This window comes from uncultured Algimonas sp. (genome assembly GCF_947498175.1).
In the GTDB taxonomy this organism is placed as follows: domain Bacteria; phylum Pseudomonadota; class Alphaproteobacteria; order Caulobacterales; family Maricaulaceae; genus Litorimonas.
Genome location: NZ_CANMJB010000001.1, coordinates 491,601 through 508,116 on the forward strand (window position 1 = coordinate 491,601; position 16,516 = coordinate 508,116).

At 62.5% G+C, this 16,516-nt stretch carries 16 protein-coding genes; 12 read left to right on the forward strand and 4 right to left on the reverse strand.

Annotated features, from left to right (window positions below; genetic code table 11):
* Positions 1-53: 53 nt before the first annotated feature.
* Both groL and Q0718_RS02445 read left to right on the forward strand, forming a co-directional pair.
* The gene (gene groL / locus Q0718_RS02440) at positions 54-1,691 is read left to right on the forward strand and encodes a chaperonin GroEL (protein WP_298912911.1); all 1,638 of its coding nucleotides are present in this window, start codon (positions 54-56) and stop codon (positions 1,689-1,691) included.
* Positions 1,692-1,871: 180 nt separating this feature from the next.
* A complete protein-coding gene (locus Q0718_RS02445; RefSeq protein WP_298912913.1) occupies positions 1,872-3,461 on the forward strand; it encodes an ATP-binding protein in 1,590 nt (529 codons plus the stop codon).
* 772 nt (positions 3,462-4,233) lie between these two features.
* Here the strand turns inward: Q0718_RS02445 and Q0718_RS02450 are convergent.
* The gene (locus Q0718_RS02450; RefSeq protein WP_298912915.1) at positions 4,234-4,695 is read right to left on the reverse strand and encodes an Lrp/AsnC family transcriptional regulator; all 462 of its coding nucleotides are present in this window, start codon (positions 4,693-4,695) and stop codon (positions 4,234-4,236) included.
* 26 nt (positions 4,696-4,721) lie between these two features.
* On the opposite strand from Q0718_RS02450, the gene Q0718_RS02455 reads away from it, so the two are divergent.
* From Q0718_RS02455 to trpA, 4 genes are read left to right on the forward strand one after another with little or no spacing between them, the layout of a single operon-like run.
* Positions 4,722-5,822, forward strand: coding sequence for a cysteine synthase family protein (locus Q0718_RS02455; RefSeq protein WP_298912917.1), 1,101 nt, complete (start codon positions 4,722-4,724; stop codon positions 5,820-5,822).
* Between the two features lie 31 nt (positions 5,823-5,853).
* A complete protein-coding gene (locus Q0718_RS02460) occupies positions 5,854-6,480 on the forward strand; it encodes a phosphoribosylanthranilate isomerase (RefSeq protein WP_298912919.1) in 627 nt (208 codons plus the stop codon).
* On the forward strand, positions 6,473-7,729 hold the full coding sequence (gene trpB, locus Q0718_RS02465) for a tryptophan synthase subunit beta (protein ID WP_298912921.1): 1,257 nt from the start codon (positions 6,473-6,475) through the stop codon (positions 7,727-7,729). Before Q0718_RS02460 ends, trpB begins: the two co-directional genes overlap by 8 nt.
* A complete protein-coding gene (trpA, locus tag Q0718_RS02470) occupies positions 7,726-8,517 on the forward strand; it encodes a tryptophan synthase subunit alpha (RefSeq protein WP_298912924.1) in 792 nt (263 codons plus the stop codon). Before trpB ends, trpA begins: the two co-directional genes overlap by 4 nt.
* 107 nt (positions 8,518-8,624) lie before the next feature.
* Here the strand turns inward: trpA and Q0718_RS02475 are convergent, their stop codons facing one another.
* Entirely contained in the window at positions 8,625-8,993 is a 369-nt protein-coding gene (locus tag Q0718_RS02475) for a DUF2141 domain-containing protein (protein ID WP_298912926.1), read from the reverse strand.
* Positions 8,994-9,192: 199 nt separating this feature from the next.
* On the opposite strand from Q0718_RS02475, the gene Q0718_RS02480 reads away from it, so the two are divergent.
* From Q0718_RS02480 to Q0718_RS02495, 4 genes are all read left to right on the forward strand, one after another.
* Positions 9,193-9,795, forward strand: a complete 603-nt coding sequence (locus Q0718_RS02480) for a hypothetical protein (protein WP_298912928.1) — start codon at positions 9,193-9,195, stop codon at positions 9,793-9,795.
* A gap of 3 nt (positions 9,796-9,798) precedes the next feature.
* Entirely contained in the window at positions 9,799-10,104 is a 306-nt protein-coding gene (locus Q0718_RS02485; RefSeq protein WP_298912930.1) for a transcriptional regulator, read from the forward strand.
* Between the two features lie 92 nt (positions 10,105-10,196).
* Positions 10,197-11,300, forward strand: a complete 1,104-nt coding sequence (locus Q0718_RS02490; protein ID WP_298912933.1) for an NADH:flavin oxidoreductase — start codon at positions 10,197-10,199, stop codon at positions 11,298-11,300.
* A gap of 318 nt (positions 11,301-11,618) precedes the next feature.
* Positions 11,619-12,344: an SIMPL domain-containing protein gene (locus Q0718_RS02495; RefSeq protein WP_298912936.1), complete on the forward strand. Its 726-nt coding sequence runs from the start codon at positions 11,619-11,621 to the stop codon at positions 12,342-12,344.
* Here the strand turns inward: Q0718_RS02495 and Q0718_RS02500 are convergent.
* On the reverse strand, positions 12,341-13,234 hold the full coding sequence (locus Q0718_RS02500; RefSeq protein ID WP_298912938.1) for a haloalkane dehalogenase: 894 nt from the start codon (positions 13,232-13,234) through the stop codon (positions 12,341-12,343). The two genes, Q0718_RS02495 and Q0718_RS02500, sit on opposite strands and share 4 nt — an antisense overlap.
* 50 nt (positions 13,235-13,284) lie before the next feature.
* On the opposite strand from Q0718_RS02500, the gene Q0718_RS02505 reads away from it, so the two are divergent.
* Positions 13,285-13,950, forward strand: a complete 666-nt coding sequence (locus tag Q0718_RS02505; protein ID WP_298912941.1) for a fumarylacetoacetate hydrolase family protein — start codon at positions 13,285-13,287, stop codon at positions 13,948-13,950.
* A complete protein-coding gene (locus Q0718_RS02510; protein WP_298912944.1) occupies positions 13,950-14,366 on the forward strand; it encodes a TerB family tellurite resistance protein in 417 nt (138 codons plus the stop codon). The genes Q0718_RS02505 and Q0718_RS02510 overlap by 1 nt, the downstream gene beginning before the upstream one ends.
* Here Q0718_RS02510 and typA read toward each other — a convergent pair.
* On the reverse strand, positions 14,363-16,237 hold the full coding sequence (gene typA, locus Q0718_RS02515; protein WP_298912946.1) for a translational GTPase TypA: 1,875 nt from the start codon (positions 16,235-16,237) through the stop codon (positions 14,363-14,365). The two genes, Q0718_RS02510 and typA, sit on opposite strands and share 4 nt — an antisense overlap.
* Between the last annotated feature and the right edge of the window lie 279 nt (positions 16,238-16,516).

Consider the following 16,516-nt stretch of genomic DNA (forward strand, 5'->3'; position numbering starts at 1 on the left):
CCGATACCCCCGATTACCCAACACCAACACACTCAAACCTAGGAGAAGCTTAAATGGCTGCCAAGGAAGTCAAATTCGGGTCCGAAGCCCGCGACCGCATGCTCGAGGGCGTGGATATCCTCGCCAACGCCGTGAAGACCACGCTGGGCCCCAAGGGCCGCAACGTCGTCATCGAGAAATCGTTCGGCGCCCCCCGCTCGACCAAGGACGGCGTGTCCGTCGCCAAGGAAATCGAGCTGGAAGACAAGTACCAGAACCTCGGCGCGCAGATGCTGCGCGAAGTCGCGTCGAAGACCAACGACAAGGCCGGTGACGGCACGACCACAGCGACCGTGCTGGCCCAGGCCATCGTCCGCGAAGGCCTGAAGCGCGTCGCCGCCGGCATGAACCCGATGGATCTGAAGCGCGGCATCGACAAGGCGTCGGCCGAAGTCGTCAAGGACCTGCTCAGCAAGGCGTCCAAGATCAAGAAGTCCGAGGAAATCGCCCAGGTCGGGACGATCTCGTCCAACGGCGAAGTGGCCATCGGCCAGATGATCGCCGACGCGATGGGCAAGGTCGGAAACGAAGGCGTCATCACGGTCGAGGAAGGCAAGACCGCCGACACCGAACTCGACGTCGTCGAAGGCATGCAGTTCGACCGCGGCTATCTCTCGCCCTACTTCATCACGGACCCCGAGAAGATGCGCGCCGAGCTGGACGATCCCTACATCCTCCTGAATGAAGGCAAGCTGTCCTCCCTGCAAGCCATGCTGCCGATCCTCGAAGCCGTGGTGCAGACGGGCAAGCCCCTGCTCATCATCGCCGAAGACATCGAAGGCGAAGCGCTGGCCACGCTCGTGGTCAACAAGCTGCGCGGCGGTCTGAAGATCGCGGCCGTCAAGGCTCCGGGCTTCGGCGACCGTCGCAAGGCCATGCTGCAGGACATCGCCGTCCTGACGGGCGGAACGGTCATCAGCGAAGACCTCGGCATCAAGCTGGAAAACGTCGCCCTGACGGATCTCGGCACGGCCAAGCACGTCCACATCACCAAGGACGACACGGTCATCGTGGACGGCGCCGGCAAGAAGGGCGACATCACCGCCCGCGTCGAGCAGATCCGCAAGCAGGCCGAGGACACCTCGTCCGACTATGACCGCGAGAAGCTGCAGGAACGTCTGGCGAAACTGGCCGGCGGCGTCGCCGTCATCAAGGTCGGCGGCTCCACCGAAGTCGAAGTGAAGGAACGCAAGGACCGCGTCGACGACGCGCTCAACGCCACCCGCGCCGCCGTCGAAGAAGGCATCGTTCCGGGCGGTGGCACAGCCTTGCTGCGTGCCGGTCGCTTCATCGACATCGAAGGCGTCAACGACGACGAACAGGCCGGCATCGACATCGTCAAAGCCGCCCTCGCCTATCCGGCGCGCCAGATCGCCGACAATGCCGGCGTCGAAGGCGCCGTCGTCGTGGGCAACATCCATGCCGCGAACAAGGCGAATTACGGCTACGACGCCCAGAACGACGAATATGTCGACATGGTCAAGGCCGGCATCATCGACCCCGTCAAAGTCGTCCGCACGGCCCTGCAGGACGCAGCCTCCGTCGCCGGCATCATCCTGACGACCGAAGCCGCCATCGTGGAAGCCCCGAAAGCCGACGCGCCAGCCATGCCTGACATGGGCGGCATGGGGGGAATGGGCGGCATGATGTAAGTGAGGTCGGGCGCGGCTCGCCGCGCCCGCAGCCTGCCTCCGGCAGGCGTACCGAACTTACCCGGACTTGATCCGGGGTCTCCCGAGACTTGTTCGCTAGCTCGACTAAAGAAAAGGCCGCTTCCGATTGGGGGCGGCCTTTTTACTTGCTCCAAACTTACTTTGCGGCATTTAGGTAGTGTGACAGGAGTTTACAAATCCGAGATTGACCGGATCGACAGCACGCCTAACAAGCGACTTTTTTGGTCGATAATAAGCGATTATAACACGCTTTTGGCTCTTTTGGAGTTGGTCGACAATGCTGTCGACCTAGCCACAAAAAATAGCTCTTTATCAGAACTTCGAGTTTCAATCGACCTCGATCATCAACGTCAGATAGTTTCAATCACAGACAACGCAGGCGGAGTTGAGCACCGAGACCTTGGCCTTTTAGTCACTCCAGGCGGCAGCGGACACAATCCTGATGAACAGGTGATTGGGATATTTGGCGTTGGCAGCAAACGCGCAGGAGTCGCTCTAGGGGAACATATAGAAATTAGAACACGTAAAGCTGAAGGTCCAACATTACAAATCGAAGTGACGAAGGATTGGTTGCTAACCGATGAGTGGGAGGTGCCAGTTTATCAAGTTGACGACATCGAAGCGAGTAGCACTTGCATTACTATAACACGGCTTCGACGTATATTGACGGATGCAGATATAGGCTATGTAAGAGAGAAACTATCTGAAACATATGCAAAGTATATACTGCAAGGAGTAATTATTGAATTGAACGGAACACCGATACAGTCCAGGCAATTTTCAAATTGGAGTTATCCTCCAGAGCATCTTCCAACTAAAACAGAAATTGAGCTTACCGATCCAGAGTTCGGATTAGTAAAGACGATTATTACAAGCGGTCTGATTGCAGACCGTGTACCTGATAAAAATAATTACGGCGTATATTTTTACTGTAACGACCGCCTTATAGAGAAAGAGCACCGATCAAGAGAAGTTGGTTATAATAACTCGCAGCTAGCTGGAGTGCCACACCCGGACGCATCACTTTGTAGAGTTATAGTAGAATTTAATGGCGCAGCAGGCGCAATGCCTTGGAATAGTAGTAAATCCCAAGTCATGTTTGATAATTACTGTTTGAAAAAGGTACAACCAACCATTATTGCATTGTGCAGTCGATACTCAAAAGTTTCTAGAGCACTAAAGAAAACGTGGAACGAAACTGTAACGCCTTTTTGCGAAGGTGACGTTAGGTCTGTTAAGCCTGAAGTTCTCGGCTCAGCCAGCCAACACATATTTCCTCCTTTACCAAGGCAAAGGCAAAACGCTTTTGATCGGCTTCTTGCCCAGAATGCTCAGCTAATCGATGAAGAACCTTGGCTACGCGGACTTGTAGAGGCGATGGCTTTTGTTGACCTTGTCTCTCGCAAAAGAGTGTCCACAAACAATCGAGTTGCTTTGATTTTGTTAGATAGCAATTTCGAAATAGCGTTAAAGGAGTTTATTGTCCACAGGAAGGACATCTTCCCAAAATCTGAATACGATGATGTGAAGTTACTAAACATTTTTAAAAATAGATCTGACGTTTTATTACACGTAACCAATAAAATCTGCATTCCAGATGAACTGATCGTCAAAGCAGAACATTACTACCTTCTTAGAAATAAACTTATACATGAAAGAACCACAGCTGCTATTACCAATACTGACGTCAAGGATTACAGAAATGTAGTGGCTGAAATGCTTAACATTCTACATACATTGGAAGTTTAAACCTTATCTGCATTACTTTTTCGCTGCCGCACGGCGCGCTGGAGTCTCGCGCGGCGACAAAAGGACATCATGCTCACTGCGCTTTCTCCGCGTGTTGCCCTGTTGCCGGTGGAAGGATTGGTCCTCGATTTAGAGGGGCTTAGTCCGCTGTTTTCGCAAGCAAACCGACTATCGTATCCGCGCGAACGCCCCATGCCCCCATATTACTCGCACCCACCCCGGACACGAGGGGTTACGTTGACCTCGGTTTTGGTGGGCCTGGACCTTGTGCCATCGTGCATGGCGGTCCCGTGAGCTGACGTGGCGCGGGACGGCCTTCGGGCGGCGGACGAGGGGTCGGGCGGGGGAGTGTGAACGAGTCCGCCGTAGCCGACCGTCAGGTCAGGCGAAGGCGGATGCGCCCTCCCCCGTCGTCCGGGCGTCAGGCCGGCCGCGCCGAAAGCGCGGACGGCCTCTGGCGCCCGCGGCGGGTGCGCCCATTGCGGGCCCTGCCGGACCCCTCGCTCAAACCCCGGGTAGATCCAGGGCGCGGGCTCCGGCCAGCGTAAAACGGTACTCTCTTCCCCGTTCCGTCGTTGGTCGGGGCCCGCGCTCGTGTCGCCTTCGCCGGCGCCGCACCGCAGATCCGCCGGACCGGCTGAAAGACAGCCCGGCCGGCCAGCCTTGGCGCCTGCGCGAACCACAAAGCCCCTCCCCCCAAGCCCAGGACACGAAAATGACCCGCAAACCGACCTCGGCGATCCGTATACCGCACCGCCAAGCCGTGATCCCGCTACAGTGGCAGCTCCGTCGTGAATTTCAGCTTCTCCATCGCGAAGCTGGCCGACACGTCGCTGATCCTGACTTTCGCGATCAGTTGCTGATAAACCCGGTCATAGTCGGCGACCGACGCGATCAGGATCTTCAGGATGTAGTCGACCTCGCCCGCCAGCCGGTAGAACTCCACGATTTCCGGGATCGCATCGACGGCGGCGGCGAAGTCGGCGGACCACGCGGCGGAATGGTCGTCGGTGCGGACCTGCACGAAGGTGGTCAGCGGCAGGCCGAGCTTCTCGTTGTCGAGCAGCGCGACGCGGCGTTCGATCACCCCGTCCTCCTCCAGGCGCCGCACCCGGCGCCAGACCGTGTTCAGCGACACGCCGAGCGCCACCGCGATCGAGTCGAGCGATTGCGCCGCATCGGCTTGCAGCGATGCGAGGATGCGCCGGTCCGTGGTGTCGAGTTTCGCCGTCATGAACGATCAATAGGATAATTTTCGACATGTGGAAAGAACGACATGACGGCGCTGCGATGATTTCGACAGTGGCCGTGCGCTACGTCTCCCCCATGAACGATCTGACCCTGAGCCGTGACGGCGCGACCGCGCTGGAGCCGAAAGCCTTCACTTGCCTCGAACGGCTCATCGGCGACACGCCGATGATCGCCATCGATCTGAGCTACCGGACCGAGCGGCGGCGCGTTCTCGCCAAGCTGGAATATTTCAACCTGTCCGGCTCGATCAAGGACCGCATGGCGCTGGCAGTGCTGCGCCGGGCCTACGCAACCGGGGCGCTGCGCCCCGGCGACACGATCGCCGAAGCGACCAGCGGCAATGCGGGCATCGCACTGGCCGCGCTGGGCCGCGCGCTCGGCCATCCGGTCGTGATCTACATGCCGGACTGGATGAGCGTGGAACGGGTCGCGTTGATGAAAAGCTACGGCGCGGATGTGCGTCTGGTCAGTCACGACGAAGGTGGATTCCTGGGCAGCATCGCCAAGACACGGGCATTGGCGGACGCGCGGGACAATGTCTTCCTCCCGCGCCAGTTCGAGAATGCGGAGAACTGCAATGCGCATTGCCGGACGACAGGACCGGAAATACTCGCTCAGGCGCAAGCCGCCGGGAGCACGCTCTCGGCTTTCGTCGCGGGCGTGGGGACTGGCGGCACGGTCATGGGCGTGGGACGGGCGCTGCGGGCTGCCGATCCGTCCATCCGCATCCATCCGGTCGAGCCCGCCGAAAGCCCGACCCTGTCCACGGGCTACAAGGTCGGCAAGCACCGCATCCAGGGCGTGTCCGACGACTTCATTCCGGACATCATGTGCCTTAGCAGCTGCGACGCCGTGATCGCCGTGAATGACGGTGACGGCATCCTCATGGCGCAGCGTCTGTCGGCGGAGCTCGGGCTCGGCGTGGGCATCAGCTCCGGCGCCAACCTTGTGGCCGCCGTGAAGGCGGGATCCGGCGGCGGTCATGTCGCGACCGTGTTCTGCGACGACAGCAAGAAATACCTCTCGACCGACCTGACCCGGGTCGAGCCGGTCCGCGACGGTTACCTCTCGCCCGACATCGTGCTGCACGGCTTCGAGGTGATCGGGTGACAAGCCCGCGCCCGCCCCTTATGGCCGCGCGGTGCGAACCGAAGCCAAGATTTGCGGGCTGACCCGCGCCGCGGACGTGGCCGCCGCGCAAGCCGCCGGCGCGGCATGGCTGGGCTTCATCGTGGAGGCGCCGAGCCCGCGCCGCCTGAGCCTTGCCGAGGCGGGTCCGCTGATCGGCGATGTGCGCGCGAATACGGTGGCCGTCACGGTCGATCCGGACGATGCGCTCGTCGCCGGGATCCGCGACGCCGGCTTCACCCACATCCAGCTGCACGGCGCGGAAACGCTGGACCGCACGGCGGAGATCGCGCGGACCGGCCTGGGCGTCATCAAGGCGGTGCCGGTCGCGACCGCCGACGACGTCAAGCTGGCGACCGAATATAGCGGCGCGGCGGACCTGCTGCTGTTCGACGCCAAGCCGCCTGTGAACGCCGAGCAGCGCGGCGGGCACGGCCTGTCCTTCGACTGGTCGGTCCTGCGCGCGGCGCCTACGCCGAAACGCTTCCTGCTCGCGGGCGGACTGACCCCGGACAATGTCCGCGACGCCGTGGCGCGGACGCGTGCGCCGATCGCCGATGTCTCCTCTGGAGTCGAAGCCGCGCCGGGCGTAAAGGATCCCGCTTTGATGACCGCTTTCATGGAGGCGCTGCGTGGCTGACCCGGCTCCCAACACGGCCCCAAACCGGCAATGGCCCGACGACCGCGGGCGCTTCGGCGACTATGGCGGACGGTTCGTGGCCGAGACGCTGATGCCGCCGATCCTGTCGCTGGAACAGGCCTACTCTGATGCAAAGGCCGACCCGGCGTTCCAGGCGGAGTTGGACGATTTCCTGACGCACTATGTCGGTCGCCCTTCACCGCTCTATTTCGCCGAACGGCTGACGGAACATGCAGCCAAGGAAAATGGGGGTGCGGCGAAGATCTACTTCAAGCGCGACGAGCTGAACCATACCGGCGCGCACAAGATCAACAATTGCATGGGCCAACTCCTGCTCGCCAAGCGCATGGGCAAACAGCGGATCATTGCCGAAACCGGCGCGGGCCAGCACGGCGTCGCGACCGCGACGGTGGCCGCAAGGCTCGGCATGGACTGCATCGTCTATATGGGCGCGGTCGACATTGTCCGGCAGAAACCGAACGTCTTCCGCATGCGTCTGCTCGGTGCGGAAGTCCGCGCCGTCCATTCCGGCACGGCGACGCTCAAGGATGCGATGAACGAAGCCCTGCGCGACTGGGTCACCAACGTCGAAGACACGTTCTACTGCATCGGCACGGTAGCCGGACCGCACCCCTACCCGGCCATGGTCCGCGATTTCCAGGCCGTGATCGGGCACGAAGCGAAAGCGCAGATCATGGAACGCGAGGGCCGCCTGCCCGACGCGGTCGTCGCCTGTATCGGCGGCGGGTCGAACGCGATGGGCCTGTTTCATCCCTTCGTGCCGGACGAAAGCGTGCGCCTGATTGGCGTCGAAGCGGCGGGGCGCGGCGTGAAGAGCGGCTTGCACGCGGCCTCGCTGAACGGCGGCACGCCGGGCATCCTGCACGGCAACCGCACCTATCTGCTGCAGGACGAACATGGCCAGATTGCCGATGCCCATTCGATCAGCGCCGGGCTCGACTATCCCGGCATCGGCCCTGAACATGCTCATCTGCACGATATCGGCCGCGCCGAATATGTCAGCGCGACGGATGACGAGGCGCTGGAACACTTCCAGCTCTGCGCCCGGCTCGAAGGCATCCTGCCCGCGCTGGAACCCAGCCACGCCATCCCGCGCACGCTCGATCTGGCGAAGGAACTCGGCCCCGACGGCCTCATCATCATGAATATGTGCGGCCGCGGCGACAAGGACGTCTTCACCATCGCCGACGCGCTGGGCGAGGATATCGCGGCGGGAACGGAACAGTGAGCGTGCGGATCGACGCGGTCTTCGCCAAGGGCCGCCCCGCCTTCGTCGCCTACATCATGGGCGGAGATCCGGACCTGGAAGCCTCACAGCGTGTCATGAACGCTCTGCCCGGCGCGGGCGTGGACATCATCGAACTGGGCTTTCCGTTCACCGATCCGATGGCGGACGGGCCGGTGATCGAGGAGGCGGGCATCCGCGCGCGGCAGGCGGGAACGACGCTGAGCAGTGTGATCGACATGGCGCGGGCCTTCCGCACAACCGACGCCGACACGCCCGTCATCCTCATGGGCTACGCCAACCCCGTCTACCACATGGGCTATGAAGACTTCGCCGAGACCGCGGCGGACGCCGGCGTGGACGGGGCGATCATCGTCGACCTGCCGCCGGAGGAGGACGGTCCGGTGCGCGCGGCCATGGACGCCAATGGCCTATCGCTGATCCGCCTCGCCACGCCGACGACCGACGCGGCGCGTTTGCCCATCGTCGTGTCCGGCAGTTCGGGTTTCGTCTATTATGTGAGCATGACCGGCGTGACAGGCGCGGCACTGGTGTCCGGAGGATCCGTCGCGGACCAGGTCGCGCGCGTGCGCACGGCCGCGAACCTGCCCGTCGTGGTCGGTTTCGGGGTCAAGACAGGGGAGCGCGCGGCAGAGATTGCGCGCGACGCGGACGGCGTCGTGGTCGGGTCCGCCATCGTCAAGGCGTTGCATGAAGAGGGCGAAGATGCCGCTCTCGCCCTTGTTCGCGAACTGGCCGCCGCGACACATGCGAACCGCCGGAACCGCTGACGCTCACAGGCGTATAGGATCCGAACGCGCTTCTCCGCGGGGGAAACCCACGCGGAGTAAAAGATGGCGGCTAGCTCTCGGGCTGGCCGCCATCAGTCTATCTGCGGTCAGTCTTCCGGATACACCATGTCGATTTCAATCGCCGTGTCTTCGCCGGAAACGCTGACTTTCACATCCGAAAATGTCGGCATGGTATCGAGCGCCGGATCGCCCGAAGTTCCCCATCCATCTTCGACCTTGTAGTCTGGACCCATGGTGAACTGACGGTCGGCGTCGAGATCGTGCCAGACGCTGACGGCATAGTCGCCTGCTGCTGGCAACATGAATGTCCGGGTGAAACTACCAGCTTCCGTCGCTTCCAGAACGTCTCCATGGCCTTGCGGGGACCGGTATTCACCCTCCGTCTGTATGGACACATAAAACGGCACGTCACCCGCTCGCACATCATTGAATGTGACCGTGATAGGCACGGACACATTCCGTGCATCCTGCTCGGGCGCCGCATCGGAAGGCCCTGCGACGCAGACCAGCGCGACGGCTCCCAAGACCCCTGGAATATTTCTAAAAGCAAACATGTAATCTCCTTTTCAGTTTGGTTTGCATTTCAGACTTGACGGTGAAATAAACTACTGTCAAGAGTAGTTTGTATTTCAAACCCAATGGAAGGAAAAGACCGTGACCAACGAGACCCTCATCAAAGACCTTAAAGGCGCTGCCGCGATCGCGCGGGCGGCCGACAACGCGCCTCTGCTGGGCGGTCCCATCGGCCTCATGTGGGGCGTCTTGCTGACGCTCGTGCTGGGCTTGCAGTATGCGCTGCTGGAACAGATCATCGCGGCGCCGCTATGGTGGATCGCCGTCCTGTGGATCGGCTTCGGCGTCGTCGGCGGTGCGGGCAGCGCCATTCTCGGCCGCCGCATCGACCAGAAACCCGGCGTCAATTCCGTCGGCAACCGGGTCGAGACCGCGGTCTGGGTCATGTTCGGCGCCACGATCGCGACGGCGTTCGTCGCGGCGATGCTGTCCATGGTCTTCGGCTTCCAGGACCAGACCGCATGGGGCCTGATCGTCGTCGTCGCCTTCATGGGTCAAGGACTGGCCTACGGGACGACGGCGCGCATCCATCCATCCAGACTGGTCGCTTTCTCTTCCGTCGCCTGCCTGGTGGCCGGATCAGCCGCTTTGATAATGCACGATACGACTGCCGTGTACTTGATCGGGGCGATCGGAAGTTTCTTCGCCATCGTGGTGCCGACGCTGCTGTCCGGCCGGGGTTGATCGATGACGGAGACACCCGACTTCGACCTCGGCGCCATCGACGATGTCATCCACGGCCGCCTGCGTCTCGGCGTGATGGCCTATCTCTCGGCCGTGTCGCCGGCCAGCTTTCCGGAGCTGCGCGACCGGACCGACGCGACCAACGGCAATCTGTCGACCCATCTGACCAAGCTGGAAGGCGCGGGCTATGTCCGGCTGGAAAAGGGCTACAAGGGCAAACGCCCGCAGACCCTCGTCCATCTGACCAAGAACGGACGCGCGGCGTGGATCGACTATCTGGACGCCATGAAGCAACTGCTCGGCGGCTGAATCGCGACACGGTCGAAGCCGCGCCACGGCTTATCGAGAATGTGGCGCGGCTTTGCCTTTACGGCGCGCCTTCGCATAGGCAGAGGCGCGGCATGACCAACCCCCTCTTCTCCCCCTACACACTCAAGACGCTCGACCTGCCCAACCGGATCGTCATGGCGCCCATGACGCGCAGCTTCTCGCCGGACGGCATTCCGGGCGAGGACGTGGCCGACTATTACGCCCGTCGCGCCGCCAACCATGTCGGCCTGATCGTGACCGAGGGCACTAATCCCGACCGGAAAGCGTCGGGCAACGATGCCAATGTGCCGAAGTTCTACGGCGACGCGCTGGACGGCTGGAAGCGGGTCGTGGAGCGGGTCAAGGCCGAGGGCGGTCGCATCGCGCCGCAGCTCTGGCATGTCGGCATGATGCGCAAGCCTGGCACAGGCCACTATCCCGACGTCGCCTCCGACAGCCCGTCGGGCCGGACCCATACGGGCAAGGCCGTCATGGACCCGCCCAACGACGAAGACATCGCCGACATGGTCGCCAGCTACTCCCGGTCGGCCGCTTCCGCCAAGGAGTTGGGATTCGACGCGATTGAGATCCACGGCGCGCACGGCTACCTGATCGACCAGTTCTTCTGGGACGTGATGAATGTGCGCGAGGACCGGTTCGGCGGCGGCCTGGCCGACCGCGCGACCTTCGCGGGCGACGTCATCCGCGAATGCCGCAAGGCCGTCGGTCCCGACATGCCGATCATCATCCGCATCTCGCAGTGGAAGCAGCAGGACTTCTCCGCCCGGCTGGCGGAGACGCCAGAAGAGATGGAGCGCTGGCTGAGCGTTTTCGCCGACGCCGGCGTGGACTGCCTGCACTGTTCGCAACGCCGCTTCTGGGAACCGGAATTTCCGGACCATGACGGCGGTTTGGACCTGAACTTCGCCGGATGGGCCAAAAAACTGACGGGTTTGCCGACCATCACGGTCGGCAGCGTGGGACTGTCATCGGACTTCATCGGTGCGTTTCAAGGCGAGAACTCTCAAGCGCGCTCGCTGGACGATCTGATCGAACGGCTGGATAAATGCGAATTCGATCTGGTCGCCGTCGGCCGCGCCTTGTTGCAGGATCCGGAATGGGCGACCAAGGTCAAGGATGGGCGCGAGAACGAACTTCGCGATTACGATGCCAAATCGCTGGAAACGCTCTACTGACCGACCAGTCAGGCGTCGAACAGCCTAGTCCATCCGCTTCGATTATGGAGGTCTTCCGCCTGCGTCGGTCGGCGCGACGAAAATGAAATTCGACATTGGAAGCTCCCACCAAACAGGCGTTCGCGCGAAGAGCGTGTCAAAGCCGAGTGCACCACAACCATGAGCCTGATTGAGGCCAGATCGGTCGGGTCAAGTCGACGTTCGAACGCTGATTCGTGCTGCGTTTATGACGAAATTCCGCTTTACCCCTATAATCCACGGTTCATGTCTGGCACGCTAGGCGGGTCTGCCAAGATGAACCGACACGAAAGGCCCGTTATGCCCAGACTTCTCACCACACTCCTTGCTGCGGCGGCCATCGCGCTACCCGCTACGGCCTTGGCGCAAACCGACTTGGACGACATGCCCGGCGTGATCCATGCGACGGCGACCGCGACCGCCGACGCCGCACCGGACCGGGTCTCCGTCTCCGCAGGAGTTCAGACCAACGCCCTGACGGCCAAACAGGCGATGGCGGACAATTCCGAACTCATGCGCGCCGTCTTCGCCTCGCTCGATGCGCAAGGCATTCCGCGCGAGGATGTTTCGACGTCCTACCTCAATCTCAATCCGCGCTATGATTACGAACAGCGCAGTGAAGGCCAGCCTCGCCTGGTCGGCTACCAGGCCAGCAATCAAGTCACCGTCGTGACCCGCGACCTCGACAAGACGGGGCCGATGATCGACTCGCTGATCACGGCGGGCGTCAATACGATCAACGGCGTGAACTTCACGGTCAGCGAACCGGACCGCGCCCAGGCACAGGCCCGCGCCGCCGCGATCGCCAAGGCCCAAGCGAAGGCGCGGATGATGGCGCAGGCCGCCGGCGTGCAGTTGGGGCGTCTCCTGTCCATGCGCGAAGGGACCGCGCCGGGACCCTTCATGTATGACGAAGTCGTATCGATGTCTCGACAGAGCGCTATGGACGGTGCCGCCCCGCCACTCGCTCCCGGCCAGCGCGAGATCGCCTCGACCGTGACGATGAGCTATGCCATCGCCGATTAGAGCGCCTTGGCGACCTCAAGGATGAGCTCGGCGAGTTCGCCGGGCTTGTCCTCCTGCAGGAAATGCCCACCGCCCGCGATCATGCGGTGCGGCTGGCCTTTGGTTCCCGGGATACGCTTCTGAAACATGACGTCTCCGCCTTTGGTAACGGGATCCTGGTCCGAAAAACACGTGACGAATGGCTTGTCCCACGCAGACAGGATTTTCCAAGCCTCGCGATTATCCTCCGCACCGTCCTGATCGGGCGATGTTGGCACCAGCGCCGGAAAAATCCGGGCGCCGGCCTTGTAGCGCTCGTTCGGGAAAGGCGCGTCATAGGCTGCGACCTCGGCATCAGATAGTTCACGGACCGTCGCGCCCTGCAGGATCTTGCCGGTCGGAAATTCCGGCACGGTCTGCGAGAACTGTTTCCAAGCGACGAAGGCGTCCGGCGGCGTACCCTCGCCCGTCGGCAGCGACGTATTGCCCGCGATCACGGCCGCGAAGCGATCCGGCCTCGCCGCGACCAAGCGCAAGCCGATCAGCCCGCCCCAATCCTGACAGAACAGCACGACGCCGTTCAGCGCCAACCCGTCGAACCAATCCAGCATCCAGTCCACATGCGCCGTGTAGCTGTAATCGGATGTCCGCACCGGCTTGTCGGATTTGCCGAACCCGATCAGATCCGGCGCGAGAACCCGGTAGCCCGCCTGTGCGACCGGCGGGATCATATGGCGGTAGAGAAAGGACCAGCTCGGCTCGCCATGCATCATCAGAACGGGCCGGCCAGCGCGCGGACCTTCATCGATGTAATGCAGGCGCAGACCGTCGCCGACTTCCGCATGGTTCGGTGCGAAGGCGTAGTCCGGCAATCCATTGAACCGGTCGTCCGGCGTTCTCAGTTTTTCCATGACCCGACCCTTCCTTTTGGCTAGGCTAGGCTCTCGTTCAGAGGCCGACAATGACCGATTACGTATTCCCGCCAAGCGATCCCGCATCTCTGCCCGTCATCGGGACGCAGGCGCGCTTTCCCGTGCGGCGCATCTACTGCGTCGGTCGCAACTACGCGGACCATGTGCGCGAAATGGGCGGCGACCCGAAACGGTGCGAGCCGATCATCTTCACCAAGGCCGCAGAAGCCCTGGTCGAGAGCGGGTGCGAGATCCGCTATCCGCCCAACACATCGGACATGCATTACGAGGTGGAGCTCGTCGTTGCCATAGGCCCCGCCGGAATCAATGGCGGCATATTCGGCTACGGCGTCGGCATCGATCTGACGCGGCGCGACCTGCAGGCCACGGCCAAGTCCAAGGGCGCGCCCTGGTCGCGGGCCAAGGATTTCGCCGCCGCCGCGCCCTGTTCGGACATCACGCCCGCCGATCAGGTCGATCTGTCCGGCGCCCACATCGTGTTGCGCCAGAACGGCGAGATCGTGCAGCATGGCCGACTGTCGGACATGATCTGGTCGGTGGAAGACATCATCGCCCAGATCGGCGGCGACATGGATCTGGGGCCGGGCGACCTGATCTACACCGGTACGCCGGACGGCGTCGGGCCAACGGTCGCGGGCGACGAACTCGAAGGCGGGATCGAAGGCCTCGCCCCGATCCGGGTCCGGATCGTCTGATGACCCGACCCGCCCCGTCCAATCTGAGCCTCGACGACATTCTCATGCCGCTCGCCATCGCGGTCGTGATCGATCAGAAAGTCCGGCCCGTCGAACGCACGGCCTTTGCGGAACTGGCCAACGGCCTGCTCGAACTGTTCGGCCACGAGACGATGCCGCGCCAGGCGCTGCTGGACTGGTTCGCCGCGAGCAAGGACGATCTGGAAGACCAGCTCTGGGACAAGGGCGGCAACACGCTCGTCCTGCAGGCGCTGACCCGCTTCACCAAACCCGCCCATTGCGAGGCCGTCTACGATGCGCTCGTCTCCATCGCGGTGGCGGACCGGGAATATGTCACCGAGGAGTCCCGGCTGATCAAGTCGGCATCCGCCATTTACGGCTATCCGCGCCCGCCCTTGAAAGTTACGCGCTCCTAGGCTTCGGCGTCCATGGCTTCGCGCGCGCGCATGTCTTTCTTGCGCTCATGCTCCAGCAGGTAGCGCTTGCGGATGCGGATGTTTTCTGGCGTCACTTCGACCAGCTCGTCGTCGTTGATGAACTCCAGCGCGAATTCCAGCGTCGTGTCGATCGGCGTCGTCAGCACCACGGCTTCGTCGTTCCCGGCCGCGCGGACGTTGGTCAGCTTCTTGCCCTTCAGCGGATTGACGGTCAGGTCGTTGTCGCGGCTGTTGATCCCGATCAGCATGCCTTCATAGACTTCGGTCGCGTGGCCGATGAACATCTTGCCGCGTTCCTGCAGGTTCCACAGGGCGAAGGCGAGCGCCTTGCCGGTGGAGTTGGAGATCAGAGCGCCTTTCTGGCGGCGGCCGATCCCGGCGGCCGCGCGCGGGGCGTAGCGGTCGAAATTGTGATACATCAGGCCGTTGCCGGACGTCAGCGTCATGAACTCGCCCCGGAAACCGATCAGCCCGCGCGTTGGAATGTCGTAATCGAGACGCACCCGCCCCTGCCCGTCCGGCGTCATGTTCTTCATGTCGCCCTTGCGTTCGTTCAGGCGCTGGATGACCGCCCCTTCCGTGCCTTCCTCAAGGTCCACGGTCAGCGTCTCCCACGGCTCGCACAGCACGCCGTCGATCTCCTTGTTGATGACCTGCGGGCGGGAGATGGCGACCTCGTAGCCTTCGCGGCGCATGTTCTCGATCAGGATCGACAAATGCAGCTCGCCCCGGCCCGACACGCGGAACTTGTCCGCTTCGGCCAGCTGTTCGACGCGCAGGGCGACATTATGGATCAGCTCCCGATCCAGCCGGTCCTTGATGTTGCGGGACGTGACATATTTGCCCTCGCGACCCGCGAACGGGCTGTCATTGACCTGGAAGGTCATCGACAGGGTCGGCTCGTCGACGGAGAGCTGCGGCAGCCGCTCGACATGGTCCGGATCGCAGATCGTGTCGGAAATGCCCAGGCCCTCGATCCCCGTGAACGTCACGATGTCGCCGGCCGTGGCGGCCTCCGTCTCGACCCGTTCCAACCCCATGAAGCCGAAGATTTGTCCGATCTTGGCCTTGCGGTCCTTGCCGTCCGGCGTGGCGACGACGACGTTCTGGCCCTTGCGCAGCGTGCCGCGCTGGATGCGACCGATTCCGATCACGCCCTTGTAGCTGTCGTAATCGAGCGCACTGACCTGCAGCTGCAACGGCGCGTCGACTTCCACGGGCGGAACGGGCGCATGCTTGACGATGGTTTCGAACAGGGGCGTCATGTCGGTGCCGACCTCACCCGCTTCGTGGGTGGCCCAGCCATTGATGGCGGAGGCGAAGACGGTCGGAAAATCCATCTGCTCGTCGGTCGCGCCCAGACGGTCGAAGAGATCGAAGGTCTGGTCGACGACCCAGTCCGGGCGTGCGCCCTGGCGGTCGACCTTGTTGACGACGACGATGGGTTTCAGGCCGCGTTCCAGCGCTTTGCGCGTGACGAAGGTCGTCTGCGGCATCGGGCCTTCGACGGCGTCGACCAGCAGCACGACGGAATCGACCATCGACAGCACGCGTTCGACCTCGCCGCCGAAATCGGCGTGGCCGGGCGTGTCGACGATGTTGATCCGCCATTCCTGGCCCGGTTTTCCGTCCGACGCCGGAGCCGTCCAGCGCAGGGCCGTGTTCTTCGCCAGGATGGTGATCCCGCGTTCCTTTTCGATGTCGCCGCTGTCCATCACGCGTTCGTCCAGCGTGCCGCGTTCGTCCAGCGTGCCGGACTGCCGCAGCAGCTTGTCCACGAGGGTCGTCTTGCCGTGGTCGACGTGCGCGACGATGGCGACATTGCGGAGGTGTTTGATGGAATTCGACATGGCGCGGCCCATAGACGGAAGCGGGCGGAGTTCAAGCGGAGATGTGAGCGGCTGGGACATGGATGACGATCCGATGATGGATTATCCGGGATCGCATCAGGGCCTCCCACTCAGGGTCGGGTTGGTCTTCAGGCAAGTTTCATCGTGCGGCCGGGCATCGGGGCCACGGCGGGGTGTGTGTCGCGTCCTGTTTCGTGTCGGATGACACGAGGCGCGGGCCCTGCCCCGTGACGGGGAAGGGAAAACAAGAACCATTTTCACGAAGGCAGGGCCCGCGCG

What these genes read in the sequence shown, in the direction of transcription:
- groL (WP_298912911.1), top strand. Translation starts at nt 54, where the DNA reads ATGGCTGCCAAGGAAGTCAAATTCGGGTCCGAAGCCCGCGACCGCATG.
- Q0718_RS02450 (WP_298912915.1), bottom strand. Translation starts at nt 4,695, where the DNA reads ATGACGGCGAAACTCGACACCACGGACCGGCGCATCCTCGCATCGCTG.
- Q0718_RS02455 (WP_298912917.1), top strand. Translation starts at nt 4,722, where the DNA reads ATGTGGAAAGAACGACATGACGGCGCTGCGATGATTTCGACAGTGGCC.
- Q0718_RS02485 (WP_298912930.1), top strand. Translation starts at nt 9,799, where the DNA reads ATGACGGAGACACCCGACTTCGACCTCGGCGCCATCGACGATGTCATC.
- Q0718_RS02490 (WP_298912933.1), top strand. Translation starts at nt 10,197, where the DNA reads ATGACCAACCCCCTCTTCTCCCCCTACACACTCAAGACGCTCGACCTG.
- Q0718_RS02495 (WP_298912936.1), top strand. Translation starts at nt 11,619, where the DNA reads ATGCCCAGACTTCTCACCACACTCCTTGCTGCGGCGGCCATCGCGCTA.
- Q0718_RS02500 (WP_298912938.1), bottom strand. Translation starts at nt 13,234, where the DNA reads ATGGAAAAACTGAGAACGCCGGACGACCGGTTCAATGGATTGCCGGAC.
- Q0718_RS02505 (WP_298912941.1), top strand. Translation starts at nt 13,285, where the DNA reads ATGACCGATTACGTATTCCCGCCAAGCGATCCCGCATCTCTGCCCGTC.
- Q0718_RS02510 (WP_298912944.1), top strand. Translation starts at nt 13,950, where the DNA reads ATGACCCGACCCGCCCCGTCCAATCTGAGCCTCGACGACATTCTCATG.
- typA (WP_298912946.1), bottom strand. Translation starts at nt 16,237, where the DNA reads ATGTCGAATTCCATCAAACACCTCCGCAATGTCGCCATCGTCGCGCAC.